Annotated in this window: 7 protein-coding genes, 4 pseudogenes and 1 CRISPR repeat array; of the genes and pseudogenes, 9 read left to right on the top strand and 2 right to left on the bottom strand. The window is 30.6% G+C overall.

All coding sequences use genetic code 11. The features are described from left to right. The first annotated feature begins 137 nt into the window (after positions 1-137). The 7 genes and pseudogenes from JL193_RS04620 to cas2 all read left to right on the top strand — a co-directional run bounded on the left by JL193_RS04620 (position 138) and on the right by cas2 (position 11,212). Positions 138-1,013: pseudogene (locus JL193_RS04620) on the top strand (IS982 family transposase). Positions 1,014-1,266: 253 nt separating this feature from the next. Next, positions 1,267-2,786: pseudogene (locus tag JL193_RS04615) on the top strand (GH3 family acyl-acid amido synthetase). Between the two features lie 242 nt (positions 2,787-3,028). Further along, positions 3,029-4,552 (top strand): FMN-binding glutamate synthase family protein, encoded by a 1,524-nt coding sequence (locus JL193_RS04610; protein WP_207972696.1) that lies wholly within the window; start codon positions 3,029-3,031, stop codon positions 4,550-4,552. 4 nt (positions 4,553-4,556) lie between these two features. Beyond that, positions 4,557-5,531 (top strand): YpdA family putative bacillithiol disulfide reductase, encoded by a 975-nt coding sequence (locus tag JL193_RS04605; protein ID WP_207972695.1) that lies wholly within the window; start codon positions 4,557-4,559, stop codon positions 5,529-5,531. Positions 5,532-5,774: 243 nt separating this feature from the next. After that, positions 5,775-9,961, top strand: a pseudogene (gene cas9 / locus JL193_RS04600) (type II CRISPR RNA-guided endonuclease Cas9). 11 nt (positions 9,962-9,972) lie between these two features. After that, positions 9,973-10,866: a type II CRISPR-associated endonuclease Cas1 gene (cas1, locus tag JL193_RS04595; RefSeq protein ID WP_207972694.1), complete on the top strand. Its 894-nt coding sequence runs from the start codon at positions 9,973-9,975 to the stop codon at positions 10,864-10,866. A gap of 7 nt (positions 10,867-10,873) precedes the next feature. Next, positions 10,874-11,212, top strand: coding sequence for a CRISPR-associated endonuclease Cas2 (cas2, locus tag JL193_RS04590; protein WP_207972693.1), 339 nt, complete (start codon positions 10,874-10,876; stop codon positions 11,210-11,212). A 116-nt stretch (positions 11,213-11,328) separates the two neighbouring features. Continuing rightward, positions 11,329-12,970: direct repeats of the CRISPR family, unit length 46 nt; unit sequence CTTGTGAATTCTCACGTAAAAATACAATTTGAAATCAATTCACAAC. Between the two features lie 43 nt (positions 12,971-13,013). On the opposite strand, the gene JL193_RS04585 is transcribed toward cas2, so the two are convergent. Together JL193_RS04585 and JL193_RS04580 are read right to left on the bottom strand one after the other, a co-directional pair. Continuing rightward, a complete protein-coding gene (locus JL193_RS04585) occupies positions 13,014-13,346 on the bottom strand; it encodes a helix-turn-helix domain-containing protein (protein WP_207972692.1) in 333 nt (110 codons plus the stop codon). 10 nt (positions 13,347-13,356) lie between these two features. Continuing rightward, complete coding sequence (locus JL193_RS04580) at positions 13,357-13,689, bottom strand: type II toxin-antitoxin system RelE/ParE family toxin (protein WP_207972691.1); 333 nt, start codon at positions 13,687-13,689, stop codon at positions 13,357-13,359. 174 nt (positions 13,690-13,863) lie between these two features. On the opposite strand from JL193_RS04580, the pseudogene JL193_RS04575 reads away from it, so the two are divergent. Next, positions 13,864-13,977 (top strand): annotated as a pseudogene (locus JL193_RS04575) (DUF3467 domain-containing protein); the annotation flags it as partial. Between the two features lie 241 nt (positions 13,978-14,218). Further along, complete coding sequence (locus tag JL193_RS04570; RefSeq protein ID WP_207972690.1) at positions 14,219-17,065, top strand: TonB-dependent receptor; 2,847 nt, start codon at positions 14,219-14,221, stop codon at positions 17,063-17,065.

The raw sequence follows: 17,065 nt of genomic DNA, 5'->3' as shown, positions 1-17,065 counted from the left end.
TTTTGGCGTGTATTCTTTTTTTGCATTGTTAGCAATCAGTTTATCGTCAGCAACTCTATAGCTTTCTACATACCCTTTTTCTTCGTATTTTTTAACCTGAGTTCGATTAAAATTTAGGCATTTTTTTCTAGTAAAAAATTACTGAAATTTTCTGTCTTGTTGATGAATTTTGTAAAGAATATGACCAAATAGTCAGTAAACACCTTTTAGGCAATCCATCAAAACGTCCCAGTGTTATGTCAAATAGCGAGGTAATTACCATTACCATTTTGTTTCAGCTTAGTGGTTTTAGGACCTTTAAACACTTTTACGTGTATTACTTGCAAAAGCATATGCAAGATGATTTCCCAGCTACAGTTTCATACAATAGATTTACAGAACTCATGCAGCAAAACCTCATGCCAATGACTTTATTTTTAAAGACATGTTGTTTAGGTAATTCTACGGGTATTTCTTTTGTAGATTCTACACCTGTTAGAGTTTGCAGCCCCAAACGAATTAAGAATAATAAAGTATTTAAAGGCATTGCAACCACTGGAAAATCCACTATAGGATGGTTCCATGGCTTTAAATTGCATATCGTTATAAATGATAAAGGTGAAATCCTAAACTTCTGCATAACCTAAGCTAATGTTGATGATAGAACGCCATTAAAAAAGAAGTCTTTTTTAGATAAAATTTATGGTAAGTTATATGCGGACAAAGGTTATGTTGGAAAAGATTTAATGCAGTTACTTTTTGCTGATGGATTGCATTTAATTACTCATATTAAAAACAATATGAAGAATTCTTTAATGACAATGAGTGATAAAATTTTACTGCGTAAACGCTCTGTTATTGAAACCGTAAATGACGAACTCAAAAATATTTGTCAAATTGAACATTCTAGACATAGAAGTTTTACTAATTTCTTGTCAAACATAATCGCAGGTCTTATTGCATATAGCTTTTTACCAAAAAAACCTGCTATAAAATATCAGACTGTAAAGTCTAATCAGTTGACAATTTATTAATCGAACTCAGGTTTTTAATTAATTCGGCTTCATTTTTAACATTTTTCATAATAATATCGGTTTTTATTTTTATCAAAGTAACAAAATAGTAGAGAATTGTTTTATTGCAATCCGTCTTAAAATTAGCTCATATAAACAAGAAGGATATCATTTATTATCGAATCGAAGTATATTATCGAATCGAAGTAATTTTTAAATCTAATGAGTTCAAATAATTTTGTTTTATTCTCCATCTTTGTAAAAAAAATAACCAATGGCAATCTTAGGAAATCTTATCAAAGGCTTAATCGATTTAAAGGGGTGTTTACATCTGAGGTAAACCATATCGAAAATCAAGAAAACGTGCTTAAAAACTTATTAGAAAAAGCAAAAAATACGCAGTTTGGAGAAAAATATCAATTTAACGATATTTTAAATGCAGAAAACTTTCCAAAAATATTTTCTGAAAAAATTCCTTATTTCGATTACAATAGCATCGAAAAAGAATGGTGGCACAAATTACATGAAGGAGAAAAAGATGTTACATGGCCTGGAAATCCTTCTTATTTTGCCTTGAGTTCTGGAACCACAGGAAAAAGCAGTAAAAAAATTCCTGTTACAGATGAAATGATTGCAGCCATAAAAAGTTCAGGAATAAAACAAGTTACCGCTTTAAGTAATTTCGATTTGCCTGCAGATTTTTTCGAAAAAGATATTATGATGTTGGGGAGTTCTACAGATTTAGAAGAAAAAGACGATCATTTAGAAGGAGAAATTAGCGGAATTAGTGCCAGTAATATTCCTTTTTGGTTTAAAGGATATTACAAACCTGGAGAAGAAATTGCTAAAATAGAAGATTGGGACGAACGTGTACAACACATTGCAGAAAATGCAAAAAATTGGGACATAGGTGCTTTAAGCGGAATTCCTGCTTGGATAGAATTAATGTTGCAGAAAGTAATAGCGCATCACAATTTAAAAAACATCCACGAAATTTGGCCCAATTTGCAAGTTTATACTTCTGGCGGCGTAGCTTTTGGTCCTTACGAAAAAAGTTTCAACGCACTTTTAGGAAAACCAATTACGGTCATAGACACCTATTTGGCTTCCGAAGGCTACATTGCCACACAAGTAAGGCCAGAAACAGACGCCATGCAATTGAATACCGAAAACGGAATTTATTTCGAGTTCGTGCCTATGAATCCAGATTACATAAACGAAGACGGTTCTATACATCAAAACGCGCCAGCACTTACGCTAAAAGAAGTAAAAACAAACCAAGATTATATCTTAATAATTAGTACAGTTTCAGGCGCTTGGCGCTATTTAATTGGCGATACTATTAAGTTTACAGACGTAAAAAAAGCCGAAATTAAAATTACAGGACGCACAAAATTCTTTTTAAATACAGTAGGCTCGCAATTGTCTGTTAATAAAATGGACGATGCCATTAAAAGTTTAGAAGAGAAATTCGACACTTTAATTCCAGAATACACCATTTGCGCAAAGCGTTTCGAAGACGGCGAATTCTACCACTCTTGGTATTTAGGAACCGATTTAAACAAAAACGAAGAGGAAGTTGCCACTGCATTAGACAATTTTTTAAAAAACGCCAATAAAAATTACAAAGTCGCTAGAAGCAAAGCTTTAAAAGGAGTAAAAGTGCAATTAATTCCAACAGAAAAATTTTACGATTGGAGCGATAAAAACAAGAAAAAAGGCGGACAAGTAAAAATGGAACGCGTTATGAAAGAAGAAAAATTTGCCGAGTGGGAAAAATTTGTAAATAACTAATTCTATTTTGTATCACTCAATTTTTATACAATTCTTTGGGCGTTCGAGCGGGCTTTCACTACTCGCTTCCCGCAAAAAAGCGGGCGAGCTCAAACAAGCCGTTCAATCCCTAACGCACTTAAAAAACGGCGATTTATAAAGATAAATTTATTTCATTGTACTTTTGTAATTATTAAATTTATAAACCGACTTTATCTATAGAATATATTATTTTTAGTTTCTTTAATTCGAAAACTTATTCCATGAGAAATACCATACTTTCTATACTTATTTTAGCAACAGTTCTTTGCGGGGTTTTGGTTTATTTTATACCACAAACAGGCACTATAATTTTACTGGCGATAGCAGGAATCTTAACCTTAATTGCAATTTACGACAGTTTACAAACCAAACACTCGTTATTAAGAGCATTTCCATTAGTAGCAAGATTAAGGTGGTTTTTCGAAGAAGAAAGAGATAAAATTCAGCAATATTTTATAGAAGATAATTTAAATGGCACCCCTATAAATAGAGAAAAAAGAAGTTTGGTGTACCAACGTTCTAAACAACAAATAGAAACAGTTCCTTTTGGTACACAACACAATGTGTATAAAAAAGGATACGAATTTGTAAAACATTCGATGTTTCCACGAGACCATCATCAAATAGCTGGAGAAAGAGTAATTTTTGGTTCAGATAAATGCACGCAAAAATATAGTGGTTCCATTATACATATTTCTGCAATGTCTTTCGGTTCGCTTAGTAAAAATGCCATAAAGGCATTAAATCAAGGAGCAAAAATGGGTAATTTTGCCCATAATACAGGAGAAGGCGCAATTTCTCCTTACCATTTACAAGGAGGCGATTTAATATTTCAAATAGGCACAGGATATTTTGGGGCAGGAAGATTCGATGGAGAAGGAAAAAGAATTTTCGACGATAACACTTTTAAAAAAAATGCCATTCGTCCAGAAGTAAAAATGATTGAAATTAAATTTTCGCAAGGAGCAAAACCAGGACATGGAGGTATTTTACCTGCCAAAAAAAATACCGAAGAAATAGCAGAAATTAGAGCTGTTACGCCGTTTACAAAAGTAGATTCGCCTCCAGGTCATTCCGCTTTTTCAAATTATGATGAAATGGTTGTTTTCATTCAAAAAGTAAGAGATTTATCTGAAGGAAAACCAGTAGGAATTAAATTATGTGTTGGAAACAACGACGAAATCGAAAACATGATTAAAACCTTTGCACTTGCTGGTAATTATCCAGATTTTATTTCGGTAGATGGAGCAGAAGGAGGCACAGGAGCTGCCCCATTAGAGTTTTCTAATTATATAGGCACTCCATTAATCGAAGGCTTGGTTTTTATAAATAAGTTACTAATTGCATACGGATTAAAAAAACAAATTAAAATTATTGCAAGCGGCAAAGCTGTTGATGCTTTTGATGTAGTAAGGTATTTGGCTTTAGGGGCAGACGCTGTTGCAATGGCAAGAAGTTTTATGCTTAGTTTAGGGTGCATTCAAGCAAGAGAGTGTAATTTAGATACCTGCCCAGTTGGTGTTGCTACCCAAGATAAAGATTTGGTAAAAGCATTGGTTGTAGAGAAAAAAAATGTACGAGTAAAAAATTACCATCATAAAACCATTGCAGCAATTAAAGAAATGGTTGCAGCAATGGGCATTAGTAATATTAGCGACTTAAAACCCAAACATGTTTTTAGAAGACAAAAAGAAAAGGTAGTAAATTTAGAAGAGGTTTATTATTTAGAAAAAGAGGTAATTTAAAAATATGAAGATTTTCGATATTGTTATTATTGGTGGAGGTCCCATAGGAATTGCTTGTGGCTTAGAAGCTCAAAAAAAAGAGTTAAGCTATTTAATTTTAGAAAAAGGACCCATTGTAAATTCGCTATATAATTACCCTGTAAATATGCAGTTTTTCTCTTCTTCAGAAAAGTTAGAAATCAACGAAATTCCGTTTATTAGCAAAGAAGCAAAACCAAGAAGAAGCGAAGCGTTAGAATATTACAGAAGAATTACAACCTCGAATAAACTAAATATTAACTTATTTGAAAAAGTAACTAAAGTTTCTAAGGGAGAAGATAAATTTACGATTGTTTCTAATAAAAACACTTACAAATCTAACCATGTAATTATTGCAACGGGTTTTTACGATATTGCCAATATGCTAAATGTTATAGGAGAAAATTTACCGAAAGTTTCGCACTATTATAACGACCCTCATTTTTATGCAGGACAAAAATTAGCTATAATCGGTGCGAGTAATTCCGCAATCGATGCCGCTTTAGAATGTTACAGAAAAGGAGCAGAGGTAACTTTAATTATTCGAGGAAAAGAAGTTGGGCAACGTGTAAAATATTGGGTAAGACCAGATATTATTAATAGAATAGAAGAAGGCAGTATTAAAGCATTTTACAATTCTACCGTAAAAGAAATTTTAGAAGATAAAATAATCATCAATACTAAAAACAGAGAAATAACAATCCAAAACGATTTTGTTTTGGCCTTAACAGGTTACAAACCCAATTTTACTTTTTTAGAACAAATAGGTATTAGTTTTTCTAATGACGGTAAAAAAATACCATCTTATAACAAAGAAACGATGGAAACCAATATCAAAGGAGTTTATTTAGCTGGCGTTATTTGTGGTGGCATGGAAACCCATAAATGGTTTATAGAAAACTCTAGAATTCATGCTAAAATTATTGTTAAAGCTGTTTTAGAGAGGGGTAAAAAGGTTTAATTAGCTACTTTACGAAATCCTGTAAATAGCAATTAAATATTTTCCTTTATATTTGCAGAACAATTTGAAATCAATTCACAATAAGGATTATTCCGTTGTGAAAACATTTAAAGCGGCACGAAAGTGTCGCTTTTTTTTATCTTCTTCTTTGATTTACGAATTTTTACATTGTAATTTTTATTTTTTCTCTTAAATTTAGAAATTGAAGTCATCTTTACTTTTTAAGATTATAAAAAAAACGATATGAAAAAGATTTTAGGATTAGATTTAGGCACAAATTCTATTGGTTGGGCTTTAGTAAACGAAGCGAACAATTCCAACGCCAACGAAACATCAGAAATTATAAAATTAGGAGTTCGAATTATTCAGTACGATAATTTTAGTAAAATCGATAAAAGTGGTAAAGTTACAGAGTCTAAAAGCCCAATAGATGATTTTTTAGCTGGTAAGGGTTTGTCTCCAAATGCAAGTAGAACTCAAAAAAGAACTGCAAGAAGAAATTTACAGCGCTTTAAACTTCGCAGAGAAAATTTAATTGATATTTTAATCAAAAATAGAATTATTTCAAAAAACACTTTTCTTACAGAAGTGGGCGAAAACTCAACACACGAAACTTTATTATTAAGAGCAAAATCTGCGAGCGAAAAGATTGAGCTAGATCAATTTGCTCGTGTTTTATTATCGATTAATAAAAAACGTGGTTACAAAAGTAGTAGAAAAGCAAAAAACGAAGAAGAAGGAAACTTTATTGACGGAATGGCAATTGCCAAGGAATTATATGATAAGGACCTTACTGTTGGACAATATGTGTATAATTTGCTAAAAGATGGAAAAAAGTTTATTCCAGAATTTTATCGTTCAGATTTACAGACTGAGTTTGATAAGGTATGGGATTTTCAAAAGCAATTTTACCCAGAAATTTTAACTGATGATTTTTATCGAAAATTAAAAGGGCAAGGACAACAAAATAGCAGAAAACGGTTTTTAGCGATTCATGGCATTTATACTGCTGAAAATAAAGGAAAAAGAGATGAGGTTAAAGAACAGCATTACAAATGGCGAAGCGAAGCAATTTTAAATCAATTAAAAATAGAAGAAGTTGCTTATGTCTTAGTCGAAATTAATAATAACCTTAATAAATCGAGTGGGTATTTAGGTGCTATTAGCGATAGAAGTAAAGAACTCTATTTTAATAACGAAACTGTAGGGCAAAATTTGTACAGACAAATAGTAGCCAATAAACATACTCCCTTAAAAAACCAAGTTTTTTATAGACAAGATTATTTAGATGAATTTGAGAAAATTTGGGAAACACAAGCCCTATTTTATCCAGAATTAACTTCAAAATTAAAAGAAGAAGTTAGGGATGTTATTATTTTTTATCAACGAAAATTAAAATCGCAAAAACACCTAATTTCAGATTGTAGTTTCGAGAAAAACCATAAAGCGGTTCCAAAATCGTCTCCACTATTTCAAGAATCTAAAATTTGGGCAATTTTAAATATTTTAGAGTTTATAAATGCAGAAACTAAAGAGAAGAAAATCTTAGATATAGAAGATAAAAAAGAGTTGTTTAACAAATTAAATACTCTTGGAAAACTAACAGAAAGAGAAGTTTTAAAATTTGCGGGTTTAAATAGTAAAATTTGGAAAACGAATTTTCCTGAAGGAATTGAAGGGAACAATACCAATCAAAAACTATATGAAGTTTATAAAAAAATAGCAGAAAACGAAGGTTATGGTTTCGATTGGGATAAAAAATCAATAAAAGAAATTAAAAAAGAATTAAAAGCTGTTTTTATTTCTTTAGGTATAAACCCCGAAATTTTAGATTTCGATGCTAATTTAGAAGGAAATAGTTTTGATAAACAAAAAAGTTATCAGTTTTGGCATTTACTATATTCTGCAGAAGATGGAGATAAAATATTAGCCGAAGATAAAATGGTTTACGGAAATTCTAATGTCGCTTTAAAGAAGAAATTACATCACAAATATGGTTTTAAACCCCAATATGCAAATATGTTGGCAAATATTTCTTTACAACAAGATTATGGAAGTTTAAGCGCCAAAGCGATAAAGAAAATTATGCCCTTTTTAATTGATGGTAATGTGTTTTCCGAGGCTTGCAAACTAGCTAAATATAATCACTCTAATTCTCTAAGTAAAAAAGAACTAGAAAATCGTGTCTTAAAAGATAGGTTAAATTTATTACCGAAAAATAGTCTAAGAAACCCAGTTGTTGAGAAAATTTTAAATCAAATGGTAAACGTGGTCAACCAAATTATAGACGAATACGGTAAGCCAGATGAGGTAAGAATAGAATTGGCAAGAGAATTAAAAAAATCTGCTAAAGAAAGAGCAAAAACTACAGAGTATATTAATAAAACAACTTTAGAAAATGAAAAAATTAGAGAAATTTTACGAAATGAATTTTATATTAAAAACCCAACAAGAAACGATGTTGTTAAATATAAGTTATACCAAGAATTAAAAGATAACAATTATAAAACCTTATTTACAAACCAACACATACCACAAGAAAAACTATTCTCAAAAGAAATTGATATTGAGCATATTATACCCAAAGCGAAATTGTTTGATGATTCTTTTTCGAACAAAACATTGGCTTACAGAAGTATAAATTTAGAGAAAGCGAATACTTTGGCTTTTGATTTTATAAGCAATAAATACAATTTAGATTTAGAAAATTATAAAGCTCGTGTAGAAAGTGCTTTAAAATCTGGTGCCATTACTAAAGGAAAATATAAAAAACTACTACTTTCAGAAAAAGATTTACCAAAAGATTTTATAGAAAGAGATTTAAGAAATAGTCAATACATAGCAAAAAAAGCAAGGCAAATTTTACAAGAAGTTTTTAGAAAAGTAACACCCACAGTTGGTAAAATTACAGATAAACTTCGTGAAGATTGGGATTTAATAAATGTAATGAAAGAATTGAATTTGCCTAAATACAGAGAATTGGGCTTAACAAAATTAGAAGATAGAAAACATGGTAAGAAAGTAGAAAAGATAATAAATTGGACAAAAAGGAATGATCACAGGCATCATGCAATGGATGCCTTGGCAGTTGCATTTACCACAGAAAACCATATTCAATATTTAAATAATTTGGCAACTATAACGAACTTAAAAACTACAGAAGAAGATTATAAAAACAGTAACTTATTTGGTATAAAACAAAAATTACAAAAATTTATAAAGATAAAAACGGAAGAGGAAAACGTAAATTTATCTTACCAACAGATAATTTTAGAAGAGAAGCTAAAGAACATATCGAGCAAATTTTAATATCATTTAAAACCAAAAATAAAGTAGTAACTAAAAATAAAAACAAAACTAAAACTAAAGGAAAAGATAAATATCTAGAAAAAGTTCAATTAACACCTCGTGGCCAACTACATAAAGAAACCGTTTATGGTAAAATAAAAGAAGAAACTATAAAAATTGAAAAAGTAAATGCAAAGTTTACTGCAGAAAAAATACAAACAGTTACAAAACCTGCTTATAAAGAAGCACTTTTAAAAAGATTACAAGAATTTGGTGGAGATGCTAAAAAAGCATTTGCAGGAAAAAATACACTTGCTAAAAACCCAATTTATTTTTCAAAAGGAAAATTAATGCCAGAGCAGGTTAAAATAAAAACTTTTAAAAATAATTATACGATTAGAAAAGAAGTAAATCCAGATAATTTTAAAGACCTAAAAAGTATTCAAAAAATAATTGATGTTGGAGTTAGAAGAATTTTAGAAAAAAGATTATTAGATTATAACAATAAACCCAAAGAAGCATTTTCAAACTTGGCAAACAACCCTATTTGGTTAAATAAAGAAAAAGGTATTTCCATTAAAAGAATTTTAATTAGTGGAGTTAAAAATGCCGAAAATTTACATATTAAAAAAGACCATTTTGGAGCAATTATTTTAAATGAAAATGAAAAAAAAATAGAAAACGATTTTGTAAGTACTGGAAATAATCACCATGTTGCAATCTATAAAGATAAAGCTGGTAAGCTACAAGAAAAAGTAGTTTCTTTCTTTGAAGCAGTAGCAAGAGTTAATGCAGGGCTATCAATTATAGATAAAGATTACAACTCTAAAGTAGGTTGGGAGTTTCTGTTTACAATGAAACAAAATGAAATGTTTCTATTTCCTACAGACGATTTTAGGCCTACAGAAGTAGATTTACAAGATAAAAATAATAAAAAAAATATTAGTAATAATTTATTTCGAGTTCAAAAAATTGCTACAAAAAATTATATGTTTAGACATCATTTAGAAACCACTGTTAATGATGTAAAAGAATTGAGAGGTACATCATATATTCACATTAGAAATACCGAAGCTTTAAGAAATATAGTAAAAATAAGAATTAATCATATTGGAAAAATAGTTCATGTAGGAGAGTATTAATAAAGGCAGTTATGATTAAAAGAACCATTTACATAGGCAACCCGTCTTACCTAAAATTAAAGCAAAAGCAACTAGTTGTTCAAGAACCAGAAAGTAAAGAAATAATTGGTACAGTGCCAATAGAAGACATAGCTTTGCTAATGTTAGACCATTATCAAATAACAATTAGCAATCAGCTCTTAATAAAATTACAAGGCAATAATGTAGCTGTTATTAGTTGCGATGAACATCATTTACCATTTGGAATGATGTTGCCAATGTATGGACACTCAGAATATTCAGAAAGAATAAAACATCAATTAGCAGCCTCAGAACCTCTAAAAAAACAACTATGGAAACAAACCGTTGAGCAGAAAATAGCAAACCAAGAAGCGTTATTAAATTTGAATAATAAATTTTCAGAGCCTTTAACAGAATATAAATTGACGGTAAAAAGTGGCGATACAAGCAATAGAGAAGGAATGGCTGCACAATATTACTGGAAACATTTGTTTGATAATTTTTCGAGAGAACGTTTTGGAGAGACACCTAATAATTTGCTAAATTTTGGTTATGCAGTTTTAAGAAGTATAGTGGCGAGAGCCTTGGTTAGTAGTGGCATGTTACCAGTTTTAGGAATTTTCCATAAAAATAAATACAATGCATATTGTTTGGCAGATGATATTATGGAACCTTACAGACCTTTTGTAGATAAGTTAGTTTTTAATTATGTGAATAGTAGTTATCGAGATAGTTTTAAATTAACGAAACCGGCAAAAGCCCAAATTTTAACCATTGCAACACAAGATGTCTTTATAGATGGAGTGGTTAGACCTTTATTTGTAGCGGTTACGACTACAACATCGAGTTTATATAAATGTTTTACAGGAGAATTAAGGCAAATTAAATATCCAGAGTTAGATTAGAATATAAATGTCAGAAAATAGATATAGCGCTTATAGAATTATGTGGGTACTAGTTTTTTTTGATTTACCAACAGAAACCAAAAAAGAGCGAAAAGCAGCAGGCTTATTTCGTAAAAAACTAATTGCCGACGGTTTTACCATGTTTCAATTTTCTATTTACTTAAGACATTGCCCAAGTAGAGAAAACTCTAAAGTACATAAAAAACGCGTAAAAAGAAGTTTACCCAAACACGGTAAAGTCTGTATTTTAGAAATTACAGATAAGCAATTTGCAAATATGGAGCTTTTTCATGGTATTAAAGAAATAGATTTGCCACAACCCACCCAACAATTACAATTATTTTAGAAAATAGAATTAAAAAAATAACTGTAATTTGTTTCTAAAAGTGCTAAGAGTATTGTTTTTCTAATTTAAAAAAGGAATCCCAAAGTATTGATTTTACTCAATATTTTGGGATTGACCTTGTGAATTCTCACGTAAAAATACAATTTGAAATCAATTCACAACGGAATGTATAAAATCCCTGAAATAGCAAAACTTGTGAATTCTCACGTAAAAATACAATTTGAAATCAATTCACAACAAGAACAGAACAAGCAACAAAAACGCGATACTTGTGAATTCTCACGTAAAAATACAATTTGAAATCAATTCACAACGAAGAGATAGAAGAAACTGCTTTAAATAGACTTGTGAATTCTCACGTAAAAATACAATTTGAAATCAATTCACAACTAGGAATAAGTAATATCATGATTTTTATTGCTTGTGAATTCTCACGTAAAAATACAATTTGAAATCAATTCACAACCCATACGCTTGCCGATGCGAACCGCTAGACCTTGTGAATTCTCACGTAAAAATACAATTTGAAATCAATTCACAACACTCGGCCACGGCTGCTGTGATGACCACTGCTTGTGAATTCTCACGTAAAAATACAATTTGAAATCAATTCACAACATCAGAATTTAGTCGAAATAAAAAACAACACTTGTGAATTCTCACGTAAAAATACAATTTGAAATCAATTCACAACGTGGTTCTGGTGGTGGTAAAACTATAACCACTTGTGAATTCTCACGTAAAAATACAATTTGAAATCAATTCACAACGCACATCACAAATATACAATACTTTACGATCTTGTGAATTCTCACGTAAAAATACAATTTGAAATCAATTCACAACTTACAAACCAAAGATTTGAGTTGCAAAAGACTTGTGAATTCTCACGTAAAAATACAATTTGAAATCAATTCACAACTTGCGTTAGCCAAAACGAAAATCATAATTACTTGTGAATTCTCACGTAAAAATACAATTTGAAATCAATTCACAACTAACAATGATAAAAGAAGCAAGATTTAAAACTTGTGAATTCTCACGTAAAAATACAATTTGAAATCAATTCACAACTATTAGATGATGAATAATTATGGCAATATCCTTGTGAATTCTCACGTAAAAATACAATTTGAAATCAATTCACAACGCCTGACTTATAAGCGTTTAACGTACTTATCTTGTGAATTCTCACGTAAAAATACAATTTGAAATCAATTCACAACGCATATAAATGTTCTAACAAAATTTCTAAACTTGTGAATTCTCACGTAAAAATACAATTTGAAATCAATTCACAACCTAACAGCCATTTTTAACAAGTTTTTAAAGCTTGTGAATTCTCACGTAAAAATACAATTTGAAATCAATTCACAACTTGGCAAAACAATCTCCGATAGGGACGCTCCTTGTGAATTCTCACGTAAAAATACAATTTGAAATCAATTCACAACCTGTTTTACTTATAAATGCTGACCATCCTGCTTGTGAATTCTCACGTAAAAATACAATTTGAAATCAATTCACAACTATACTTACAATGATAAGTTTGTTTTCATTCTTGTGAATTCTCACGTAAAAATACAATTTGAAATCAATTCACAACCTGTTTTACTTATAAATGCTGACCATCCTGCTTGTGAATTCTCACGTAAAAATACAATTTGAAATCAATTCACAACCCAGCAACAGAAGTATAAGATTTTACAACACTTGTGAATTCTCACGTAAAAATACAATTTGAAATCAAACTTTCTTCAGGTAGAAATGTACTTACTAAAACTTTGTTGCTAGTAGTGCTTTACGTTACTTTAAAGTCAAAATCATTCATTTCGACGCTAAATCGGACGTTTGCTTTTAAGGCTTTAAATACCTTTAAAATTGTTTCGATAGTCACGTTTTTCGTGTTTCTTTCCAATTTAGAAATTTGTGATTTCTGAACTCCAATTAATTCGCCAAGTTGTTCTTGTGTTAAATTTCGTTCTTTTCGTACAGATTTAATCATATCGCCAAGGACTTCCATTCGCAAGTCAAATTCATATTTGTCACGCTCTGGCGTTCCAATCTTTCCGATGTCTTTGTCCTTCATTTGGTCAAGTGTCATCATTTTCATCTTTTTATTTTTAGTTGCCATAATTTCAAGTTTACTCGCCAAAAAATTCAGCTCTAATTTTTAATGCTTTTTCAATTTGTGCTTTTGGAACTTTGCTCACTTTTTTAACCATTCCGTGAGTAGATAAGACAAGAGTTTCAGTTTTATCGTTTTTGTCCCAAAAAGCAAAAAGTCTATATTGAATTCCTTGGTAAAGTGTTCTAAACTCCCAAATTTCATCAGTCAGTTTCTTAAACAGTTTTGGGTCATTCTCAAGTTTTGCCTTATCCAAATTATAGTAAATTTTCTTTTTTGCTTTAGCATCTATTTTACTCATAAAGTCAATAGCTTGTTCAAGAAAAATTACCTCAAATTTTGGTTTCATTCAGTTTATTTGTCGGTTTACTTTAACAAAGATAATAAAAAAGTTGAATTATATGGAAACTTTATGGATTTGTCTCGCATTACTAGCAACTCCGATTAAGACAAAAACGCTTTTAGAAACCTTGTGAATTCTCACGTAAAAATACAAATTAAACTTTCTTCAGGTAGAAATGGACTTACTAAAGTTTTGGTAGAAAATGTTCGTAAGTTCGAAGAAGCACATGGAGAAATAAAAAATTACCAGCAACCACCAATTCCAATGAATTTTGGACCTACAAATCCGCCTTAAAAATAATAAATGGTATTTATCATAAAAGACGATTTTTTAAAAGATGGTCTTTTTTTGTGATTTTATCAAAATTTAGAAAAACAACCGTATCAAATATCAATTAAAATTATTGTAAAAACAAATTTTCCTAAACGTTAAATCTCGTTTATTTTCATTCAAACTTATCATTTTCTTTTCATTTAGTTAATGATAAAAATGCTTTGGCATTGCTAATTTTATGGTTTATAAATCAACTATAAAAATGAAGCAAACTAATTTATTAAAATTCTTTTTTCTAACGATATGCCTATCGTTTTTAACTCAAAAAGTAACAGCACAAACAGGAAGCATTCAAGGCTTAATTACAGATGAAAATGGTATGTATGTTCCAGGTGCAAGTATCGAAATTAAAACTCTTAAAAAAGGAAGTATTTCTAACTTCGAGGGGCGTTTTACAATGGTAGCCATTCCAATTGGAAAACATACAATTAAAGTTACATACCTTGGCTACGAAGATGTTAAAAAAGAAATTCTTGTAAAAGATAATGAAACGACAAGTGTAAAAATTCAACTTAATTCTGCGAATATAGAGCTAGAGGGAATTGAGATTAAATCTTACAGATTAGGAGGGCAATCGAAAGCTTTAAATACCCAAAAAAACAATTTAAACATTACCAATGTGGTTTCAACAGATCAAATTGGTAAATTTCCAGACAGCAATATTGGAGACGCTGTAAAAAGAATTCCAGGAATTACAATGCAAGTAGATCAAGGTGAGGCTAGAAATATTATCATTAGAGGGCTTTCTCCACAATTAAACTCGGTAACTTTAAATGGAAGTAGAATACCGTCTGCAGAAGGAAATAACAGAAATGTACAAATGGATTTAATTCCTTCTGACATGATACAATCGATTCAAGTTAACAAAGCAATCACACCAGATATGGATGGAGATGCTTTGGGTGGTTCTGTAAATTTAATAACCAAAACTGCACCTATAGGTTTTAGAGTATCTGCAACAGCAGGTTCTGGGATAAACACCATTACCAATAAAAGAATTTTAAACGGTTCTTTTTTAGTAGGAAACCGTTCTAAGAATAAGAAATTTGGTTGGATGGTTTCTGCAACTATAAATGATAACGATTTTGGTTCTGACAATGTAGAAGCAGAATGGACAGATAAATTCGGGTATTTTAATGGAACAGATGAAGTGGAGATAGACGTAAACCCTTACACAAATGTATTCGAACAACGCACTTATTTGGTACAGAGAGTTCGTAGAAGTTTTGCCGCAAATTTCGATTATCGAATAAATAATAACAACAACATCTATTTAAAAACCATGTATAATTGGAGAGACGATCGTGAAAATCGTTTTCGATTAGAGCAAGAAATTTTAGATGCAGAAGATATAGAAATGGCCGATTTTACACTTACAAACAATACACCAACAAGGTTTCCTGTAGAAGTAAAAAGGCAGTCTAAAGGAGGTATAAATAATAACAGAAATAAAAACAGACGATTAGAAGACCAAAGAATGCAAAATTACAGTTTGGGAGGAAATCATATTGCAGGAAATTTAAAAATCGACTGGATGAGTTCTTTTTCCAAAGCTTCCGAAGAACGTTTAAACGAACGTTACGCAGAATTTGAATCTAAATATAGTATAAATAACGACATCTCTAATCCTAGATTTCCGCTTTTTACTGCAGAAAATTCTACTGACTTTAATAATCTTACGAGTTTCGAATTTGGAGAAATTACTGAAGAAAACCAATATACAGAAGAAAAAGATTACAATACATTTATAAATTTTGAATTGCCAGCCGACTTTTTTGGAGAAGGAGCAGGATTCATAAAATTTGGAGCAAGAGGCCGATTTAAAAATAAATTAAGAGATAACAATTTTTTCGAGTTCGATTTAGAAAGCGAATACCCAACCTTGGCTTCTGTACCCACAAAAAATTACTCAGACCCTAATTTTTTAGTAGGAAGTCAGTACCAAGCAGGTATTTTTGCTGATGAAAAGTGGTTAGGAGATTTAGATTTAACTAATGGAAAAGCAGTTACAGATGAGTTTTTACGCGCAAATTATAAGGTTAAAGAAAATGTTTGGGCCGCTTATATAATGACCAATCAAAAATTAACAAACAAATTAAGCGTCTTAGCTGGTTTTCGTTTCGAACAAACCAACTTAACAGCAACAGGAAATAATATTTTAGATGAAGATACTTTAAATGGTGTAATTACGAAAAAAAACTCTTACGCTAACTTTATGCCTGGTTTGCATTTTAAATACGACATATCTAAAAATACCGTCTTAAGATTTGCGTGGACAAACACCTTAGCAAGACCCAATTATGTAGATATAACGCCCACTTTAGATGTTATTACTGGAGACGAAGAAATATATATTGGAAATCCAGATTTAAATCCTACAACTTCGATAAACTTCGATTTAATGGGAGAAACTTATTTTAAAAGTGTTGGTATTCTTTCTGGAGGTTTGTTTTACAAAAAAATAAAAGATTTTATTTATACCTTTCAAACCGAAACTACAGGAAACGATTACGGACCTAATACAACAGGATTCGAAGTTTATCAACCTTTAAACGGAGATAAAGCCTCCATTTTTGGGGTAGAACTTGCTTTGCAGAGAAAATTAGATTTTTTACCAGGATTTTTAAAGAACTTTAGCATTTACGCAAACTATACATATTTAACTTCAAACGCAAACGGAATTCGTAACGAAGATGGAGAAGAAAGAACAGATTTAGACTTGCCCAACACAACTCCGAACATGTTTAACGGTTCTTTAGGCTATGCAGACAAACGTTTTACGGCAAGAATTTCTGCCAATTTTTCCGATTCTTATATCGATGAAATAGGAGGAAACAATTTTGAAGATCGTTATTACGACAAGCAATTTTTCTTAGATTTTAACACAACAGTAATTATCAATAAAAATTTTAGAATTTATGCTGATGTGAATAACATTACGAATCAACCTTTGCGATATTATCAAGGAGTTAGAGAGCGTACAATGCAAATAGAATATTACGGTAGAAGATTAACAATAGGTTTAAAATACGACCTTTTTAACAACTAA

The sequence above is a fragment of the Polaribacter batillariae genome (assembly GCF_017498485.1).
Classification (GTDB): domain Bacteria; phylum Bacteroidota; class Bacteroidia; order Flavobacteriales; family Flavobacteriaceae; genus Polaribacter; species Polaribacter batillariae.
Note: the sequence above shows the minus strand (reverse complement) of the source record. Positions and strands in the feature narration are given on the sequence as shown.

What these genes read in the sequence shown, in the direction of transcription:
- JL193_RS04580 (WP_207972691.1), bottom strand. Translation starts at nt 13,689, where the DNA reads ATGAAACCAAAATTTGAGGTAATTTTTCTTGAACAAGCTATTGACTTT.
- cas1 (WP_207972694.1), top strand. Translation starts at nt 9,973, where the DNA reads ATGATTAAAAGAACCATTTACATAGGCAACCCGTCTTACCTAAAATTA.
- JL193_RS04585 (WP_207972692.1), bottom strand. Translation starts at nt 13,346, where the DNA reads ATGGCAACTAAAAATAAAAAGATGAAAATGATGACACTTGACCAAATG.
- JL193_RS04605 (WP_207972695.1), top strand. Translation starts at nt 4,557, where the DNA reads ATGAAGATTTTCGATATTGTTATTATTGGTGGAGGTCCCATAGGAATT.
- JL193_RS04570 (WP_207972690.1), top strand. Translation starts at nt 14,219, where the DNA reads ATGAAGCAAACTAATTTATTAAAATTCTTTTTTCTAACGATATGCCTA.
- JL193_RS04610 (WP_207972696.1), top strand. Translation starts at nt 3,029, where the DNA reads ATGAGAAATACCATACTTTCTATACTTATTTTAGCAACAGTTCTTTGC.
- cas2 (WP_207972693.1), top strand. Translation starts at nt 10,874, where the DNA reads ATGTCAGAAAATAGATATAGCGCTTATAGAATTATGTGGGTACTAGTT.